The sequence below is a fragment of the Paraburkholderia sp. GAS32 genome, from assembly GCF_050434225.1.
Classification (GTDB): domain Bacteria; phylum Pseudomonadota; class Gammaproteobacteria; order Burkholderiales; family Burkholderiaceae; genus Paraburkholderia; species Paraburkholderia madseniana.
This window is the reverse complement of the sequence record NZ_JBNPVS010000013.1, coordinates 121,098-138,319: the sequence shown is the minus strand read 5'-3', so window position 1 is coordinate 138,319 and position 17,222 is coordinate 121,098. Positions and strand designations below refer to the sequence as shown.

The window sequence follows — 17,222 nt, the reverse complement described above, 5'->3', positions numbered from 1 at the left end:
GACCGCGATATTCCGTGCTTTTTCTGTAATCGGCCGTAATAAACTCGGACTACAATCGCAGCGTTCGCATGCGACCGCATGCGAACGCATAGCCAAAGCATAAGTCCGCGGCCCACGTCGCCGCGTACGGCGATCAGAGATTCCAATGTACGAAAAGCCATCCGCGCCCTGGCGCGCGGGGAAGGTCGCGATTGCGACGCCAGCGCCGGCCGGCCCCGCCGACGGCGCACCGGACACGCATCCCGGCTCGGCACACGTTGCCGAATCCGGCGCCGCCTGGCCATCCGACCATACTGCGGCGGCCGAGGCCGCAGCGCCCGCAAGGCCCGCAGCCCCTGCCGGCCCCACGGAGCCCATCGCTCCGGGTCCCGCTTCGCGCGGCGCCCGGCACTTGCGCGCGCTCACGGCGGCCCGTCCGTTGATGTGGCTGGCCGCGCTGGCGATCCTGTGCGCGTGGCTCCTGCCTGGCACCTTGGGCCATGAGCCATGGAAGCAGGACGAGACCTACACGTTCGGGATCATCCAGCACATGCTCGACACCGGCGATCTGGTCGTGCCGACCAACGCCGGCCAGCCCTTCGTCGAAAAGCCGCCGATCTACGACTGGGTCGCCGCCGGCCTCGCGTGGATGTTCGGCCGCTACCTGCCTTTGCATGACGCCGCACGCCTCGCGAGCGCGCTCTTCGCCGGACTGACCGTCTACTACACGGCACGTGTCGCCCGCCGCGCGGTGGCCGCCTCGAGCTGGTTCGATATCCGCGTGATCGGCACACTGGCGTTGTTCGCGAGCACGCTCGTCATCATCAAGCATGTGCACGACATGATGACCGACGTCGCGCTGATGGCCGGCGCCGCGATCGGCTTTTGCGGACTATTCGAACTCGTCCTCGTGCACCTGCGCGACGAAGCGCGCCTGCTACGGAGCGATACACGCCGCCGGCGTCACGCGATCCTGAGCGGCGCGGCGATGTTCGGTGCGGGCGTGGGCGTGTCGTTGCTGGCCAAGGGCCTGTTCGTGCCGCTCGTGTTCGGCGCCACCACCGTCGCAGTGCTGGTGCTGTATCCCGCCTGCCGCACCCGCAGCTTTGCAAGAGCGCTCGGTATCGCCGCGCTGATCTGCGCGCCCTTCGCGCTGATCTGGCCGATCTGTTTCTATCTGCGCTCCGAAGCGCTCTTCAAGGTCTGGCTGTGGGACAACAACATCGGCCGCTTCTTCGGCTTTTCGGTGGCGGAACTCGGCTCTGAAAACGAAAGCCGTTGGTTCGTACTGCGCACCGTGCTGAGCGTCGGCTTTCCGGTCGTACCGCTTGCATTGGCCGCGCTCGCCTGCGGCGGATGGCGCCGCTGGCGCGATCCGCGTGTCGCTCTGCCGGTGATTTTCGCGGGCACCGGTTTCGCCGTACTGCAAAGCTCGGCAACGGTGCGCGAACTGTACATCCTGCCGTTCATCGCACCGCTCGCCCTGGTGGCGATGCAAGGCATCGAAAAGCTGCCGCGGCGTCTTCACGCAGGCTGGGACATGGCAAGCCGCGTGCTGTTCGGCAGCACGGCCGCGCTCGCGTGGATCATCTGGTCGATCATGAGCGATCCGGCCAACACGCATGCGTCGCTGCACCGGCTCGGCCGCTGGTTGCCGCTCGACTGGGTGCTGCCGGTCAAGCCAGGGCAGATCGCGGCCGCGCTGCTGATGACACTCGGCTGGCTGTGGCTCCTGCCAGTCTTCAAATACACCGGCAAATGGCGCGGTGTGCTGAGCTGGTGCGCGGGCGCGATTCTCGCGTGGGGATTGGTGAGCACGCTGCTGCTGCCGTGGCTCGACTACGCGAAGAGCTACCGCTCCGTGTTCGAAAACCTCGGCGCCAGGATGAATATCGAATGGAACGATGGGGATTGCATGGCCAGCAAGGGGCTCGGCGAATCCGAAGCGCCGATGTTGTACTACTACACCGGCATCGAGCATCAGCCGACCGCGAACACCGCGACGACCGAGTGCACGTGGCTAATCGAACAGAGCCGCCGTGACAATGCGCGCGCTCCGGCAGGCGATTGGCGGCTGTTCTGGTCGGGTGCGCGCCCAGGCGACACCGACGAGCTGTTGCGGGTATTCGTGCGGACGCCGGCAACGCCCGCGCGCGGCGAGTAGCACGTGGCGTGCAGATTGCACCTGCCTGCGCCTGCACGTTGCCGTTACGCCTAGAACGACGAGCCGGGTTCTTTCAGGAAAGCCGTTTCTTCATCCTTCGACTGGCGCCCAAGCAGCGCATTGCGATGGGGAAAGTGTCCGAAACGCTCGATGATTCTGGCGTGCCTGACCGCGGAGGAATAGTAGGACGCACCACCCGGTTCCGCCTTCAACTGTTTGAACAGGCGCAACGATTCGTGCTGGCTGGCAAGCGTTTCGTCGTGTTCGAACGGTAGATACGCGAACGCGCGGTGATGTGCGGTCGGCAATAAAAGATCGGCGCCGCTGGCGATCATCTGTTGCGCGACGCGCAGCGCTTGATGATCGCCAGCGAAAGCGCGGGGTGTATTGCGGTGGCAGTTGCGGGAAAACTGATCCAGCACGATGACGAGCGCTAATGCACCGAGCGGAGTCTCCGTCCAACCGTCGAGAGACCCTGCGCGCGCAGCGTCGATAAGTGCCCCGAAACGTTCCAGCAGCATCGCATCGAAGGCTGCGTCGCGGGAGAACCAGAGCTTGCGCGCCTCACCGAAGGTGGGCGAATGCGGGGCGCCGAACCAGCAATCCAGGACCGCGCGCGCCTCTGCTGCTTCCGGCTCCGCTACCCGCTCAACCATTGCGATTGCGCATCCAGTCCGCAGTCTCGAAGAACGACGCCAGCAAGCGCTCCCTCAACGACTCGGAAAGCCCAACGTCTTCCATCGCCCACGCCATGCAGCGAAGCCACTGATCCCGCTCGCTGGACGCGATCGGAAACGGCATATGTCTGGCGCGCAACCGCGGATGGCCGAACCGGCTGATGTAATGATCGGGGCCGCCCATCCATCCGCACAGGAACCAGAAGAACTTGTCGCGCGAGCCATCGAGCGACTCGGGATGCAAGGCGCGAATCCCGGCGAATTCCGCTTCGAGATCCATCAAGTCATAAAACCGGTCGACCAGTTCGCGCACGCGCGCTTCACCGCCCACCAGTTCGAAGGCCGTCGGCTGTGCCGCGGACACTTCGTCGTTAAGATCGCTCATACCCAATCACAAAAACAGGAAAGAAAAATTACGCATCTCGCAGCGATTGCAAGGCCGGCCGCGCCAGCACATGCCGCAAGCTGAGCCAGCCACCCACGCCCGCGCAAGCGATTCCGGCCGCGATACCCGCCGGCAACAACCACGGATCGAACGCCAGATAAAACTCGAACACACGCGTCGCCAGTTGCCAGCCGATCACCTGCGCACCGAGCGCCGCCATCAACCCCGCCAGCGCGCCAACCGCCACGAACTCGGCGACCTGCACCGCACGCACCTGGCGATGCGAGGCCCCCAACGCCCGCAGCAGCGCGGATTCTCGCATACGCTCATCGCGGGTGCCGGCAAGCGCCGCATAGAGCACCAGCACGCCGGCCGCAAGCGTGAACGCGAACAGGAACTGCACCGCGCCGATCACCTGCTGCAGGACACGCTGCACCTGCGCCAGAATCGGACCTGTGTCGATTGCCGTGAGGTTCGGATAGGCGGCAATCAACCCGTCGATGGTCGATTGCTTATCGGGCGGCAAATGGAAACTCGTGATGAACGTCGCCGGAAAATCCTGCAAAGAGGCCGGCGGCATCAGCACGAAAAAGTTGACCTTGAACGAGCCCCAGTCGAGCTTGCGCACACTCGTCACCGGCGCATCGATCTGCAGACCCGTCACGTCGAAGCGCAGGGTATCGCCGGGCTTCACGTTGATCAGCTTCGCGAGCCCCTGCTCGATCGAAATCTGCGGCGTCTTCGTGTCGCCATACCACGTGCCGGCTGAGAGGCGGTTGTCGTCGGGCAGCTCGGTCGTGTACGACAGATTGAATTCGCGGTCGACGAGACGCTTTGCGTCGTCGCCCTTGAATGAATCCGGATTGACAGGCTTGCCGTTGATCGCAAGCAGCCGGCCGCGCACCATCGGCGCGAGCACCGTGCCGGGCACGCCGTGCGTGCCCAGATATTGCGTGACGGCTTCGCGCTGGTCGGGCTGGATGTCGATGACGAATTCGTTCGGCGCATCAGGCGGCGTCGATTTGCGCCAGCCGGCCACAAGGTCGTTGTGCGTCATCGCGATCAGCAACAGGCACATCAGACCGATGCCGAGCGCGGTGATCTGCAACGCGCTGGCGCCGCTGCGCCGCTCCAGCGACGCCAGCGCGTAACGCCAGCCGATTCCCGCATTCACGCGCTCGCTGCGCACGACACGCGACGCACCCCACAACGCCAGCCGAGCGATGCACGCGAACACCAGCAGTCCGCCAGCGAAGCCGCCCGCTACGATGCCGCCGAGCTTCAACTCGCCCGCCGCGACGATCAGGAGCGCGGCGAACAGCACAATGCCAAGCGCGTAAGCGGCCCAGGCAGTGCGCCCCGCTTCGCCCCATTCGCGGCGCAGCACGCGCACCGGCGGCACGCGCGTCAACGGCAACAGCGGCGGCAACGCGAACCCGAGCAACAACACGAGACCGGCTGCGATACCTTCGAGCGCGGGCCATACGGTTGGATACGGCAGCACGACGTCGATCAGACTGCCGAGCCACGTCAGCAACGCCATATGCCCCAGGTAACCGAGCGCCACGCCGAGCGCGCCACCGATCAAACCCAGCCCCACGAATTCAAGCGTGAACAGCGTGCGCAGTGTGGCCTGACTGACACCCAGACAGCGCATCGCCGCGCAGCCGTCCAGATGCCGGCGCATATACCGGTGCGCGGCCATGGCGATCGCCACCGCCGCGAGCAACGCGGTAAGCAGCGAGACCAGTGTGAGGAAGTGGCTCGCGCGGTCGAGCGTCTGACGCACCTGCGGCTGACCGTCCTGCAACGACTCAAGCACAACGCCGCGCATCTTGCCGCCGTCCACCTTGTCGTGTGCGAATTGCGCGAAGCGCGCCACCGACGCATCCGAACCCGCCACCAGCAAGCGGTAAGTCACGCGGCTGCCGAAGGTGATGAGGCCGGTCGACTGGACATCGTCGGCACGCAGCATCAAACGCGGCGAAAAATTGACGAACGAGAAGCCACGATCGAGTTCGCGGGTAATCATCGCGCCGATCGTGAAGCTGCGGGACCCGACCTTCACCGCATCGCCGACATGCAGCTTCAGCGCGTCGAGCAATGCCTGATCGACCCATACCGTGCCAGGTGCCGGAATCGATTGGGTGGGATGGTCCGCCGCGCCCGGCGCTGGAGCAATCCGCAACGCGCCGCGCAACGGATAACCGGGCGACACCGCCTTGATAGCGGCCAGCCGCGAGACCGGCTGCGCGCCGGTCGAGTTGATCATGCTGGGAAAGATCGCCGTGCTCGCGGTGTTCAGACCGAGCGCGCCGGCTTGCTGCGCGAACTGCGGATCGACCGGATGATCGGCGCGGACGATGAAATCAGCGGCGATCATGCGCCGTGCATCGCGCTCGAGCCCCTGATGCAAACGGTCAGCCAGAAAGCCGACACTCGACAACGCCGCGACGGCAAGCACCAACGCCAGCAGCAGCATTGTCAGTTCGCCGGCGCGCCAGTCGCGCGCCGTCATGCGGATAGCCTGGCGCAACAGATCCATACTGCCCAACCGGCGCGCTGCCTTGGCGCGCGCCGTTACCCCGAGTCCCGTATCGCTCAATCGTGCCGACTCCTGGCAAAGCGCGACACCATGTGCGTCGCCATCCCGCGAAAACCGCCCTGCACCCCGCGCCACAGACGCGGCAACGCCCAGGCGGCCAGCATCAGGAAGCCCACCATCAAGACCAGGAACAGAAGCGGCACGAACAACGCGAGCAGCATGCCGCCGAACACGAGACCGTCTTCAGCGGTCGAGGTCACGACATTCGACACCGGTTCCGGCGACAGATTGATCAGCGCGCGCGTGCCCGCTTTGGCCAGATGCGCGGTGCCCGCCAGCGTGCCGCCCGCGAGCGCGGCGACCGTCAGCAGCGCAGGATCGGCATGGCCGAGCGCGCCAGCCGCCAGCACGGCGCCGGCGGGAATGCGGATAAAGGTATGGATCGCGTCCCATAAGGAATCGAACGCGGGGATTTTGTCGGCGAGAAATTCGGTGACCGTCAGTACACCGGCGACACCGATTACCCACGGCGAAGACAGCGCGGACAGCGTATCGGGAAGATGGATGAAGCCGAGACGTGCGAACACGCCGGCCAGCAGGACTGTCAGATAGAGGCGCAGACCGCTGCCCCATGAGAGGCCCGCAGCGAGCGAAAGTGATTCAAGCATGGCCGCCTCCAGGCGCGCTGTGCGTGCCGGGCGCTTCGACGGGCATTGGAAAGGGAGCCGCCGCACCGAAGTCGTCAGACCCGCGCCAAGCCGGCCGCGCCAAATAGGCCGCGGGCAAATTCAGGTTGGATTCGATCTCATTATAGCCACGTTAATTCGCAGAACGCAGAGCGACTAACAAATGGCGGACTCTAATGACGGGGGGTTGGCGCACTGTTTGAGCGCATGCGGACACGATATTCGGGTCCGCCAACAGGGCTCAATGCCCGGACGACAGCTTCAATCCGATCAATCCGATCACGATCAGCGCCGCGCTCGCCACCCGCGCGACCGTCAGGGCCTCGCCCATCATGATGATGCCGAAGATGAATGCGCCGACCGCGCCGATCCCCGTCCACACGGCGTAGGCCGTGCCGAGCGGCAACTGGCGCATCGCCATGGCGAGCAGAACGAAGCTGCCGAGCGCGGTCACGATCGTGAACACGGACGGCCAGAGCCGGGTGAAACCTTCGGAGGTTTTGAGACCGGCCGCCCACGCGACTTCAAGCAAACCGGCAATCAACAGAAGAATCCAGGACATGAGACAGCTCCATGGTCAGATGGGGCCGTCCCCGTTTGTAGCAGTGCGCAAGGTCGTCCTTACGAACTGTAATTATATCAAAATAGCGTGCCACCTTGCTGCGGCGACAAGCCGCAAAGGCGCGCAACGGCGCGGCGGACGCCTCGGGCAGGCTCAAACCGCGCCCACCAGCCGGTATCCCACGCCGGTTTCCGTGACGATATGCTCCGGCTGCGCCGGGTCGCGTTCGAGTTTCCCGCGCAAGTGCGCCATATAGATACGCAGATAGTGATGGCTCTCCACATGCGACGGCCCCCACACGTCGCGCAGCAATTGCCGGTGCGTCAGCACGCGGCCGGCGTGGCGCACCAGTGTCGCGAGCAGGCGGTATTCGATCGGCGTGAGATGGACGGCCACGCCGTCGCGGCTCACCTGACGCAAGGCCAGATCGACCGTCACTGCGCCAAAGCGCACCAGCGGCGATTCATTCGCGCCGCCCTGATTGCGGCGCCGCATATGCGCGCGGATCCGCGCCAGCAGTTCGGAAACGCCGAACGGCTTGGTGAGGTAATCGTCCGCACCGGCGTCGAGCGCGGCGACTTTCTCAGTTTCCTGGGTACGCGCCGACAGCACGATGACCGGCAGCTCGCTCCAGCCACGCAGTTCGCGAATCACGTCGAGACCGTCGGTGTCGGGCAGGCCGAGATCGACGATGACGAGATCAGGCTTGCGCGTTGCGGCTTCGACGAGACCTTGTTTGCCGGTCTCGGCGTCGTGCACAACGATGCCCTCGCCTTCCAGCGCGGTTCGCACGAAGCGGCGAATCTGCTTTTCGTCTTCAATCAGGACGACTGTGATGCTCGGGTCACTCATGGCTAGGCTTGGAACGCGGGTTAAGAGTTGAGTCGAGGTCCGGCAAGGCATCGGCGCCTTCGTCTTCCAGCGCATCCGGTGCTTCGGGCGGCGTTTCCACCGGCAGCGTGAACCAGAAGCGCGCGCCTTCGACGCGGCCGTCCGCGGACATCCGATTGAGCGCGCCGATTGTACCGCCGTGCGCTTCCACGATTGCGCGGCAGATCGCGAGGCCGAGGCCGATGCCCGGCTTGGCCGACTCTTTCTCGCCGCGCGTAAATTTCTCGAACACACGCGCTTCCATGCCGGCCGGCAGACCCGGTCCGTTATCGTCGACGGCGACGCGTACGAACGACTTGCCGTCCGCGTCGAGACGTTGCGCGCCGATCGTCAGGGGCGTGTCCGGTGGTGTGTACTTGGCAGCGTTCTCGAACAGGTTCGAGAAGAGCCGCTCCATCAGCACCGCATCAAGGTGCAGCAGCGGCAAATCCGCGGGCAGCTTCACCTGTACGGGATGATTGGCCAGCACGCGCTTGCAGGTCCGCAACGCGGCGCCCACCGTTTCTTCGAGGAGCGTCCACTGCTGATTCAATTGCAGGCTGCCGGCCTGCAAGCGCGCCATGTCGAGCAGATTGGTGACGATGCCGGTCATGCGTAGCGCTTCTTCGTGAATGGCTTCGACGAGATCGTCGCTGGGCTGCGTACCGGGATGCGCCTCGCGCGATTGCGCCAGCATCGACGAGAAGCCGACGATCGTCGTCAACGGCGTACGCAGGTCGTGCGAAATCGCCGAGAGGAGCGAATTGCGCAAGCGCTCCGATTCCATATTGACGAGTGCATCGCGTGCGATGTCGACGTAGTGCACACGCTCGAGAGCCAGCGCGATTTGCGCGGCGAACGCGTCGAGCATGCGTTGCTGCTCGGGCACGTCCAGCTCGCGCTCGTCGCGCATCACGACCGCAAGCACGCCCCGTGTGCGCATCGGCGCCTTCAGCGGCAGATACAGCGCGGCGGCGGCCGGCAGCGTATCGGTGCCTTGCCCGGCAGGCTTCTGCTGGTCGTAGACCCATTGCCCGACATCGATATCGAGCATCTCGCCTTCGAGCGTAATCGTCGCATCGGGGTCCTCGATCTTCTGCTTCACCTGATCGGCGCTGTCCGGCAACAGAATCGCGACGCGCGCGCCAAACACTTCGCTCACATGCCGGCTGCCGATGCCCACGATCTGCTCCATGGTGAGCGCCGCCGCCAGCTCACGCGCCATCGCATACATTGCGCCGGTGCGTTGCTCCCGACGCCGCGCAACACTCGCCTCGCGGCGCAAGCTCGACGTGAGATGGCTGATGACGAGCGACGTCAGCAGCATGCCGAAGAAGGTCAGCAGGTACTGCGTATCGGACACCGACAGCGACATGCGCGGCGGCACGAAGAAGAAATCGAATGCCGCCACGCTCATGAACGACAGCACGACGCCCGGCCCGCGTCCCAGCTTCACGGCGGTGAAGATCACGCCGAGCAGGTACAGCATGACGAGGTTGGTCAGATCGATATGATCGATCAACTGGCTCGACAGCAGCGTAATGGCCGCGCAAATCGCCAGCGCGAAACCATAAGCGCGCGGCGGCGAACGGCGTTCGCGCGCCGTGCTCAGCGCCTCGCGCCACGCGTTGGCGGTGGTGTTCAGTAAGTGGCGATGTTCAGCGGCATCACGTTCCGACGACGCGCGAATCAGCGTGAGATCGAGATCGCCCGCGCGTTCGGCGATGCGCTCACCGAGCGGCCGGCGCAGCCAGCGCTTGAGACCGGTGCGCGCCGACGCGCCGGCCACCAGCTTCGAGACGTTGCGAGCCTGCGCGTAACCGATCAGCGCGGCGACCGCATCGGTACCGGCCAGCGTCGCAGTTTCGGCGCCGAGTTCGGCGGCGAGCTTCAAGGCATTCAGCGTGCGTTCGCGGCGCGCGTCAGGCAAGCGCTGCAGCGCGGGCGTTTCCACATAAACGGCGATCCAGTCGGCTTTCAGGCTGGCGGCGAGGCGCGCCGCCGCGCGCACCAGCATCGGTGCTTCCGGGCCGGGGCCGACGCACACCAGCAAGCGCTCGCGCGCCTGCCAGATCCGCTGGATCGAACGATCGGCGCGATATTCCCGCATCTGCGCATCGACGCGATCGGCGGTACGGCGCAATGCCAGCTCGCGCAACGCGATCAGGTTGCCCTTGCGAAAGAAGTTGCGCACCGCGCGCTCGGCCTGCTGCGGCAAATACACCTTGCCGTCGCGCATCCGGTCGAGCAGTTCCTCGGCGGGCAGGTCGACCAGCGTGACTTCGTCAGCGCGATCGAACACACGGTCGGGCACCGTCTCCCAGACGCGGATGCCGGTGATCTGGCCGACCACGTCGTTCAGGCTTTCGAGGTGCTGGACGTTGACCGTGGTGTAGACGTCGATGCCTGCGTCGAGCAGTTCGTAGACGTCCTGCCAGCGCTTCAGATGCCGCGCGCCCTGCACATTCGAATGCGCGAGTTCGTCGACGAGAATCAGTTGCGGCTTGCGGGCGAGCGCGGCGTCGAGATCGAACTCGCCGAGCTTGCGGCCGCGATACTCGATATGCGCGAGCGGCAGCACGTCGAGGCCTTCGAGCAGCGCAGCGGTTTCGCTACGGCCATGCGTTTCGGCGATGCCGACCACCACGTCCGCGCCTTCATCGGCACGGCGCCGCGCGGCCTGCAACATCGCATAGGTTTTGCCGACGCCTGCCGACGCGCCGAAGAAAATCTTCAGTCTGCCCCGCTGACGCTTTTCTTCGTCGCGTTGCAGTTTGTCGAGCAGTTCGTCAGGATCGGGGCGGTTCATGCTCAATGGTTTTCATAGTAAGGCGAGCGATAGTGCATGCATGGTGGCACGGCAGCGGCCGCGCCGCAAATGGCGAAGGCGGCCCCGCATGGACGCCGCCTCCTCGAATCATAGCCATCAACAGCGCTTGCTAGCGCTCAACCTTGTTTCATCTCATCGAGCGCCAGATTCAGTTGCAGCACGTTCACGCGCGGTTCACCGAAAATGCCGAACTGGCGGCCGCTCGTATAACGATCGACCAGTGCCTGCACATCGTTGGCGGCGAGCTTACGCGCTTTGGCGACGCGTTCGATCTGATACGCGGCGGCCGCCGGGCTGATCTCAGGATCGAGACCACTGCCCGAGGACGTCACCAGGTCGACCGGCACCGGCTGCGACATATCCGTGCCGGCAGCCTTCAACGCGTCGATGCGGCCTTTGACTTCATCGAGCAACGCCGGGTTGGTCGGGCCGAGGTTCGAACCGCCCGAGCCTTGCGGGTTGTACGGCATCGGGCTGGTGGCCGACAGACGGCCCCAGAAGTATTGCGGCGCATCGAATTGCTGGCCGATCAACTTCGAGCCGACCACCTTGCCGTTCTGCTCGAGCATGCTGCCGTTGGCCTGATTGTTGAAGGCCGCCTGACCGACCGCGGTCATCACGGCGGGATAAGCGAGGCCGGTGACGGCGGTCAGCACCGCGAAGATCACGATTAACGGACGGAACAGATTTTTCATGATGAGTAATTCCTCTTAAACAGCCGCTGCTCAGACCCAGCCGAACGCGGCCAGCACCATATCGATCAGCTTGATGCCGATGAACGGCACGATGATCCCGCCCAAACCATAGATCAGCAGATTGCGGCGCAACAGGATCGCCGCGCCCAGCGCGCGATAACGCACGCCCTTGAGCGCCAGCGGAATCAGCAGCACGATGATCAGCGCGTTGAAAATCACCGCGGACATGATCGCCGAAGCCGGCGTGGCCAGATGCATCACGTTCAGCGCGTTCAGTGCCGGATAAGTGGTCGCGAACGCAGCCGGGATGATCGCGAAGTACTTCGCCACGTCGTTCGCAATCGAGAACGTGGTGAGCGAGCCGCGCGTCATCAGCATCTGCTTGCCGATCTCGACGATCTCGATCAGCTTGGTCGGATTCGAATCGAGGTCGACCATGTTGCCGGCTTCCTTCGCTGCCTGCGTGCCGGTGTTCATCGCCACCGCGACGTCAGCCTGTGCGAGTGCCGGGGCGTCGTTGGTACCGTCGCCGGTCATCGCCACCAGACGGCCTTCGGCCTGGTGCGAGCGGATCGTGGCGAGCTTGGCTTCCGGCGTGGCTTCGGCGAGGAAATCGTCGACGCCTGCTTCTGCAGCGATCGCTGCTGCCGTCAGCCGGTTGTCGCCCGTCACCATGATGGTCTTGATACCCATCTTGCGCAGTTCGGCGAAGCGCTCCTTGATGCCGCCCTTCACCACGTCCTTCAACTCGATCACGCCGAGCACGCGTGCGCCCTGCTCGCCTTTCTCGGCGACCACCAGCGGCGTGCTGCCGCGACGTGCGACTTCGGCGACTGCCGTGCTGACTTCGTTCGGGAAACGGCCGCCATTTGCTTCGACGTAGTTCTTCACTGCGTCGGCCGCGCCCTTGCGGATTTCACGGCCCGGCAGATCGACACCGCTCATCCGCGTTTGCGCCGTGAAGGCGAGGAATTCCGCCTTCAGCGAAGCCATATCGCGTTGACGGATATTGAAGCGCTGCTTCGCCAACACGACGATGCTGCGGCCTTCCGGCGTTTCGTCAGCGAGCGACGAAAGCTGGGCAGCATCTGCCAGCGCTTCTTCGGTCAAGCCCGGCGCCGGCACGAACTGCGATGCCTGGCGGTTACCGAGCGTGATCGTGCCGGTCTTGTCGAGCAGCAACACGTCGACGTCACCTGCGGCTTCAACAGCACGGCCCGAGGTGGCGATCACGTTGGCCTGCATCATGCGGCTCATACCGGCCACACCGATCGCCGACAACAGTCCGCCGATGGTGGTCGGAATCAGACACACCAGCAGCGCGACCAGCGCGGTAATCGTGACCACGTGACCGGCTTTTGCAGCTTCGACGGAGAACATCGAGAACGGCAGCAGCGTGGCGGTCGCCAGCAACATCACGATGGTCAGCGCGACCAACAGAATCGTCAGCGCGATTTCGTTCGGCGTTTTCTGACGCTTGGCGCCTTCGACCATCGCGATCATGCGGTCAAGGAAGGCCTCGCCCGGATTCGCCGTGACACGCACGACGATCCAGTCCGACAGCACGCGCGTGCCGCCCGTCACCGACGAAAAGTCGCCGCCCGACTCGCGGATCACCGGAGCGGATTCACCCGTGATCGCCGATTCGTCAACCGACGCAACACCGTCGATCACTTCGCCGTCAGCCGGAATCACGTCGCCGGTTTCGACCAGCACGACGTCGCCTTTACGCAGATCGGACGCCGTCAGAATGCGGATCGGCGACTTCGGATGCGGCTCGTTGAGCTTCTTGGCCATCACGTCTTTCTTCGCGCTGCGCAGCGACGCTGCCTGGGCCTTGGAACGGCCTTCGGCGAGCGCTTCCGCGAAGTTCGCGAACAGCACCGTGAACCACAGCCACAAGGTGACCGCGAGAATGAAGCCCGCGGGCGCCTCGGCCTGACCGCCGAGCGCGGCGATCCACAAAATGGTCGTCAGAATACTGCCGACGTACACGCAGAACATCACCGGGTTACGGAACTGCGTGCGCGGCGTGAGCTTCTTGAAGGAGTCCACGATCGCCGGGCGCAGCAGCGCCGGGTCGAACATGGACCTGGTTGCATTATGTTCAGTCATTGAATCCTCGAATTTCCCGTTTGCGCCTGTTCACTCGTTGGTCGCTGGTGTCATGTCAACGGGCCGCCTCAATGGGCGCCCATCATCATCAGATGTTCGACACCAGGTCCGAGCGCAAGCGCAGGCACATAAGTCAGCGCACCGACCAGCAGCACCGTGCCCAGCAGCAGCACGACGAACAGCGGGCCATGAGTCGGCAGCGTGCCGCCGGTCACACCGATGCGCTTCTTCGAAGCCAGCGAACCGGCAATCGCCAGCACCGGAATGATCGTGCCGAAGCGGCCGAACCACATCGCGATGGCCGTGAGCCAGTTGTAGAACGGCGTGCTCACCGTCAGGCCTGCGAAGGCGCTACCGTTGTTATTCGCAGCCGAGCTGAACGCGTAGAGGATTTCGGAAAAGCCGTGCGCACCGGGGTTAGCGATGCCCGCTTTACCCGCATCAGTCAGTACCGCGATCGACGTGCCCACCAGCACCAGCAGCGGCGTGAGCAGCACCACGATCGACACCATCTTCATCTCGTACGCTTCGATCTTCTTGCCGACGTATTCAGGCGTACGACCGATCATCAGGCCTGCCACGAACACGGCCAGCAGTGCGAACACGAGCATGCCGTACATACCGGAACCCACGCCGCCGAAGATCACTTCGCCGAGTTGCATCAGCAGCATCGGGTAGAGGCCGCCGATCGGCGTCAGCGAGTCGTGCGTATTTGCTACCGCGCCGCACGAAGCCGCCGTTGTGGCGACCGTGAAGATGCCCGACTGCGCGATACCGAAGCGCGTTTCCTTGCCTTCCGCATTACCGCCCGACTGCATCGCATTCGCCGATTGATCGACGTGCAACGCAGTCAACGCCGGATTACCCGATTGCTCGGCGCCGATTTCACCGAACACGCATACGCCGAAAGCGATCGTCATCGCCGCGAGCACGGCCACGCCCTGCTTGCGGTCCATGATCATCCGGCCAAATACGAGTGCCAATGCCGAAGGAATGATCAGGATCGCGAAGATCTGCAGGAAGTTCGAGAACGGCGTCGGGTTTTCGTACGGATGCGCCGAGTTGCCGTTAAAGAAGCCGCCACCGTTGGTGCCGAGCATCTTGATCGCTTCCTGTGATGCGACCGGGCCCATCGCGATGGTTTGCGTCTTCACCGGCGTGTCGACCGTCACCGGATTGCCCTTGGCATCCTTCACCGGATTGCCTTGTGCATCGAGCTTCGGGGCGGCGTACGTCGTGGTTTGCAACGTCGGTACGTCCTGATACGACTTGAAGTTCTGGATCACGCCCTGGCTCATCAGCAACGCAGCGATGATCGCCGACATCGGCAGCAACACATAGAGCGTCACACGCGTCAGGTCGACCCAGAAGTTGCCGATGGTTTTCGCGGTGTGACGCGCGAAGCCGCGAATCAGCGCGATCACCACCACAATGCCGGTGGCGGCCGAGAAGAAGTTCTGGACGGTGAAGCCGAGCATCTGCGCGAGATAGCCAACGGTCTGCTCAGGCGTGTAATCCTGCCAGTTCGTGTTGGTCACGAAGCTGACCGCTGTATTGAACGCGCCGTCGACCGTCATCGGGCCGAACTGCTGCGGGTTGCCCGGCAACCAGCCTTGTACGCGCAGCAACACGTAAAGAAACAGCGTGCCGAGCGCGTTGAACGCGATCGTGGCGATGGCGTAATGCTTCCAGCCCATTTCCGCCGACGGATCGACGCCCGCGATGCGATACAGCAGGCGTTCGATAGGACCGCCGAAACGGACCACGCGCGAGCTGCCGTCCATCACATTGCTCAGATAACGGGACATCGGCACTGCGGCAGCCAGCAGCACGACGATGAAGAAGCCCGCTTGCAGGACATTGTTCGAGTTCATTCAATGTCCTCCGCGCGCAACAGCGCATAGACCAGGTACATAAACAGCAGCGCCGTAGCCGCACCGGACAACCAGAGAATCCAGGTCATGAGCGAGCTCCCTGGCCACGCCGGAACTGCATCAACTTCTCGCAGCCGGCAATCAACGCAAAGGTCAGCGCGAAAAACAGCACCATCCCCCCGACATACAGCACATCCATTTTTATTCCCCATTCACGGACTTTGGATAGGTGCAACGTTATGCCGATCCGCGTAAAGGGCTGGTCAAAGATCTGAGATGGGATGTAAAAATCGCGTAAACGGAAAAGGCCGTTCCATCGTGGGATGGAACGGCCTTGTGGCGCTGGGTGTGGGTTTGCGGTCTTTCGCGTTTACGGCAACAGAATCGTCGAACCCGTGGTGCGGCGCCCTTCAAGATCCGCGTGCGCCTTCCCGACCTCAGCCAGCGCGTAGCGCTGATTGATGCTCGCCTTCACCTTGCCCGACACCAGCACGTCGAACAGCTCCGAGGACATCGCCTCGTAGTCGCTGCGTTTGGCGATATAGGTGAAGAGTGTGGGGCGCGTAAAGAACAGCGAACCGCGTCCTGCAAATTCCGACGAATCGATCGGCGGCAACGGTCCCGAGGCATTGCCGAAGCTCACGAACAATCCAAGAGGCGCAAGGCAATCGAGCGAGCCCGTAAACGTGTCTTTACCGATCGAGTCGTACACCACCGGCACACCCGCGCCGTTGGTGATCTCGCGCACACGCTTGGTGAAGTTTTCGCGCGTGTAGACGATGGGGTGGTCGCAGCCGTGTGCTTTGGCGATCTCGGCTTTCTCGTCGGAGCCGACCGTGCCGATCACCGTTGCGCCGAGCGCCTTCGCCCACTGGCAAACCAGCAGACCGACGCCGCCGGCCGCGGCCTGAATCAGGATTGTGTCACCGGCCTTCACCGGATACGTGCGGCGCAGCAGATATTGCGCGGTCAGCCCTTGCAGCATGACGGAGGCCGCCTGCTCGTCGCTCAATGCGTCCGGCACCTTGACGACTTGCGCCGCCGGCAGCACGCGCGCCTGGGCATAGGCGCCAGGCGGACGCGCCACGTACGCCACGCGATCGCCCGCTTTGAGACCGGTCACGCCTGCGCCGACCGCCGTCACTTCACCGGCCGCTTCCATGCCGAGGCCACCGGGCAACGGCAGCGGATACAAACCCGTGCGGAAATACACATCGATATAGTTCAGGCCGACCGCAGTCTGCTTGATGCGAATCTCGCCCGCACCCGGCTCGCCCACTTCGACGTCGACCCATTTCATTACCTCGGGGCCGCCGGTTTTGTCGAAACGGATTGCTTTGACCATCATGTCTCCCTGGTTTGTGGTTTCGATTGATCTTGAAACACCACCGCGTTCGCCTAGACCCGCTGCGTGAAGCGCAAGGTCAGTACGTCGAGAATCATTCGCGCGGTCGAAATATTGGTGGCGCATGGAATGTTGTGAACGTCGCAGGCACGCACCAGCGCGTTGATATCCGGTTCGTGCGGCTGCGGCGTCATCGGGTCGCGCAGGAAGATCACCATGTCCACCCGCCCTTCCGCAAGCTGCGCGCCGATCTGCAGGTCGCCGCCGTGCGGGCCGGACAACATGCGCTCGACCGTGAGGCCATGCGCGTCGCCAATGCGCGTGCCGGTCGTGCCGGTCGCGACGATCTCGCAGCGCCTGAGCGTATCGACGTATTCGCCGGCCAGTTTGACGATGTCGTCTTTCTTGTGATCGTGCGCGATCAGCGCAATGCGGGTGCTCATGACGTAAGACTCCTGAAACCGTTGTGATTGTCGTTGTTGTAGTGAAGGTGCT

Annotated in this window: 15 protein-coding genes; 1 reads left to right on the top strand and 14 read right to left on the bottom strand. The window is 63.9% G+C overall.

From position 1 onward, the window contains the following. Positions 1–145 precede the first annotated feature (145 nt). The gene (locus P3T25_RS17970) at positions 146–2,143 is read left to right on the top strand and encodes an ArnT family glycosyltransferase (RefSeq protein WP_429358547.1); all 1,998 of its coding nucleotides are present in this window, start codon (positions 146–148) and stop codon (positions 2,141–2,143) included. A 50-nt stretch (positions 2,144–2,193) separates the two neighbouring features. Here P3T25_RS17970 and P3T25_RS17965 read toward each other — a convergent pair whose 3' ends face one another. The 14 genes from P3T25_RS17965 to P3T25_RS17900 form a co-directional block, all read right to left on the bottom strand. Further along, entirely contained in the window at positions 2,194–2,799 is a 606-nt protein-coding gene (locus tag P3T25_RS17965; RefSeq protein ID WP_429358546.1) for a DUF924 family protein, read from the bottom strand. After that, positions 2,792–3,205: a group II truncated hemoglobin gene (locus P3T25_RS17960; protein ID WP_171925024.1), complete on the bottom strand. Its 414-nt coding sequence runs from the start codon at positions 3,203–3,205 to the stop codon at positions 2,792–2,794. The genes P3T25_RS17965 and P3T25_RS17960 overlap by 8 nt, the downstream gene beginning before the upstream one ends. Before the next feature lie 28 nt (positions 3,206–3,233). Next, entirely contained in the window at positions 3,234–5,750 is a 2,517-nt protein-coding gene (locus P3T25_RS17955) for an ABC transporter permease (protein WP_429358560.1), read from the bottom strand. A gap of 56 nt (positions 5,751–5,806) precedes the next feature. Continuing rightward, positions 5,807–6,418 carry a DUF4126 domain-containing protein gene (locus P3T25_RS17950; protein ID WP_054034982.1) on the bottom strand — a complete coding sequence of 204 codons (612 nt, stop codon included), beginning with the start codon at positions 6,416–6,418 and terminating at the stop codon, positions 5,807–5,809. Between the two features lie 259 nt (positions 6,419–6,677). After that, entirely contained in the window at positions 6,678–6,998 is a 321-nt protein-coding gene (sugE, locus tag P3T25_RS17945) for a quaternary ammonium compound efflux SMR transporter SugE (protein WP_171925022.1), read from the bottom strand. Positions 6,999–7,151: 153 nt separating this feature from the next. Beyond that, complete coding sequence (gene kdpE, locus P3T25_RS17940) at positions 7,152–7,850, bottom strand: two-component system response regulator KdpE (protein ID WP_063495267.1); 699 nt, start codon at positions 7,848–7,850, stop codon at positions 7,152–7,154. Then, complete coding sequence (locus P3T25_RS17935) at positions 7,843–10,677, bottom strand: DUF4118 domain-containing protein (protein ID WP_429358545.1); 2,835 nt, start codon at positions 10,675–10,677, stop codon at positions 7,843–7,845. Before P3T25_RS17935 ends, kdpE begins: the two co-directional genes overlap by 8 nt. 137 nt (positions 10,678–10,814) lie before the next feature. Continuing rightward, entirely contained in the window at positions 10,815–11,393 is a 579-nt protein-coding gene (gene kdpC, locus P3T25_RS17930) for a potassium-transporting ATPase subunit KdpC (RefSeq protein ID WP_154562249.1), read from the bottom strand. 30 nt (positions 11,394–11,423) lie between these two features. Beyond that, complete coding sequence (gene kdpB, locus P3T25_RS17925) at positions 11,424–13,508, bottom strand: potassium-transporting ATPase subunit KdpB (RefSeq protein ID WP_054034985.1); 2,085 nt, start codon at positions 13,506–13,508, stop codon at positions 11,424–11,426. 68 nt (positions 13,509–13,576) lie between these two features. Beyond that, positions 13,577–15,382, bottom strand: a complete 1,806-nt coding sequence (gene kdpA, locus P3T25_RS17920; RefSeq protein WP_429358544.1) for a potassium-transporting ATPase subunit KdpA — start codon at positions 15,380–15,382, stop codon at positions 13,577–13,579. Further along, complete coding sequence (gene kdpF, locus P3T25_RS17915; protein WP_154562243.1) at positions 15,379–15,471, bottom strand: K(+)-transporting ATPase subunit F; 93 nt, start codon at positions 15,469–15,471, stop codon at positions 15,379–15,381. The genes kdpA and kdpF overlap by 4 nt, the downstream gene beginning before the upstream one ends. Beyond that, the gene (locus tag P3T25_RS17910) at positions 15,468–15,581 is read right to left on the bottom strand and encodes a hypothetical protein (protein ID WP_054035137.1); all 114 of its coding nucleotides are present in this window, start codon (positions 15,579–15,581) and stop codon (positions 15,468–15,470) included. Before P3T25_RS17910 ends, kdpF begins: the two co-directional genes overlap by 4 nt. A 171-nt stretch (positions 15,582–15,752) precedes the next feature. Next, complete coding sequence (locus tag P3T25_RS17905) at positions 15,753–16,727, bottom strand: quinone oxidoreductase family protein (RefSeq protein WP_154562281.1); 975 nt, start codon at positions 16,725–16,727, stop codon at positions 15,753–15,755. Between the two features lie 53 nt (positions 16,728–16,780). Beyond that, on the bottom strand, positions 16,781–17,170 hold the full coding sequence (locus P3T25_RS17900) for a methylglyoxal synthase (RefSeq protein WP_154562241.1): 390 nt from the start codon (positions 17,168–17,170) through the stop codon (positions 16,781–16,783). Positions 17,171–17,222 lie beyond the last annotated feature (52 nt).

Bases quoted from the DNA above. Each gene is read 5' to 3' on its own strand.
- P3T25_RS17970 (WP_429358547.1), top strand. From the start codon at position 146: ATGTACGAAAAGCCATCCGCGCCCTGGCGCGCGGGGAAGGTCGCGATT.
- P3T25_RS17965 (WP_429358546.1), bottom strand. From the start codon at position 2,799: ATGGTTGAGCGGGTAGCGGAGCCGGAAGCAGCAGAGGCGCGCGCGGTC.
- P3T25_RS17960 (WP_171925024.1), bottom strand. From the start codon at position 3,205: ATGAGCGATCTTAACGACGAAGTGTCCGCGGCACAGCCGACGGCCTTC.
- P3T25_RS17955 (WP_429358560.1), bottom strand. From the start codon at position 5,750: ATGGATCTGTTGCGCCAGGCTATCCGCATGACGGCGCGCGACTGGCGC.
- P3T25_RS17950 (WP_054034982.1), bottom strand. From the start codon at position 6,418: ATGCTTGAATCACTTTCGCTCGCTGCGGGCCTCTCATGGGGCAGCGGT.
- sugE (WP_171925022.1), bottom strand. From the start codon at position 6,998: ATGTCCTGGATTCTTCTGTTGATTGCCGGTTTGCTTGAAGTCGCGTGG.
- kdpE (WP_063495267.1), bottom strand. From the start codon at position 7,850: ATGAGTGACCCGAGCATCACAGTCGTCCTGATTGAAGACGAAAAGCAG.
- P3T25_RS17935 (WP_429358545.1), bottom strand. From the start codon at position 10,677: ATGAACCGCCCCGATCCTGACGAACTGCTCGACAAACTGCAACGCGAC.
- kdpC (WP_154562249.1), bottom strand. From the start codon at position 11,393: ATGAAAAATCTGTTCCGTCCGTTAATCGTGATCTTCGCGGTGCTGACC.
- kdpB (WP_054034985.1), bottom strand. From the start codon at position 13,508: ATGACTGAACATAATGCAACCAGGTCCATGTTCGACCCGGCGCTGCTG.
- kdpA (WP_429358544.1), bottom strand. From the start codon at position 15,382: ATGAACTCGAACAATGTCCTGCAAGCGGGCTTCTTCATCGTCGTGCTG.
- kdpF (WP_154562243.1), bottom strand. From the start codon at position 15,471: ATGACCTGGATTCTCTGGTTGTCCGGTGCGGCTACGGCGCTGCTGTTT.
- P3T25_RS17910 (WP_054035137.1), bottom strand. From the start codon at position 15,581: ATGGATGTGCTGTATGTCGGGGGGATGGTGCTGTTTTTCGCGCTGACC.
- P3T25_RS17905 (WP_154562281.1), bottom strand. From the start codon at position 16,727: ATGGTCAAAGCAATCCGTTTCGACAAAACCGGCGGCCCCGAGGTAATG.
- P3T25_RS17900 (WP_154562241.1), bottom strand. From the start codon at position 17,170: ATGAGCACCCGCATTGCGCTGATCGCGCACGATCACAAGAAAGACGAC.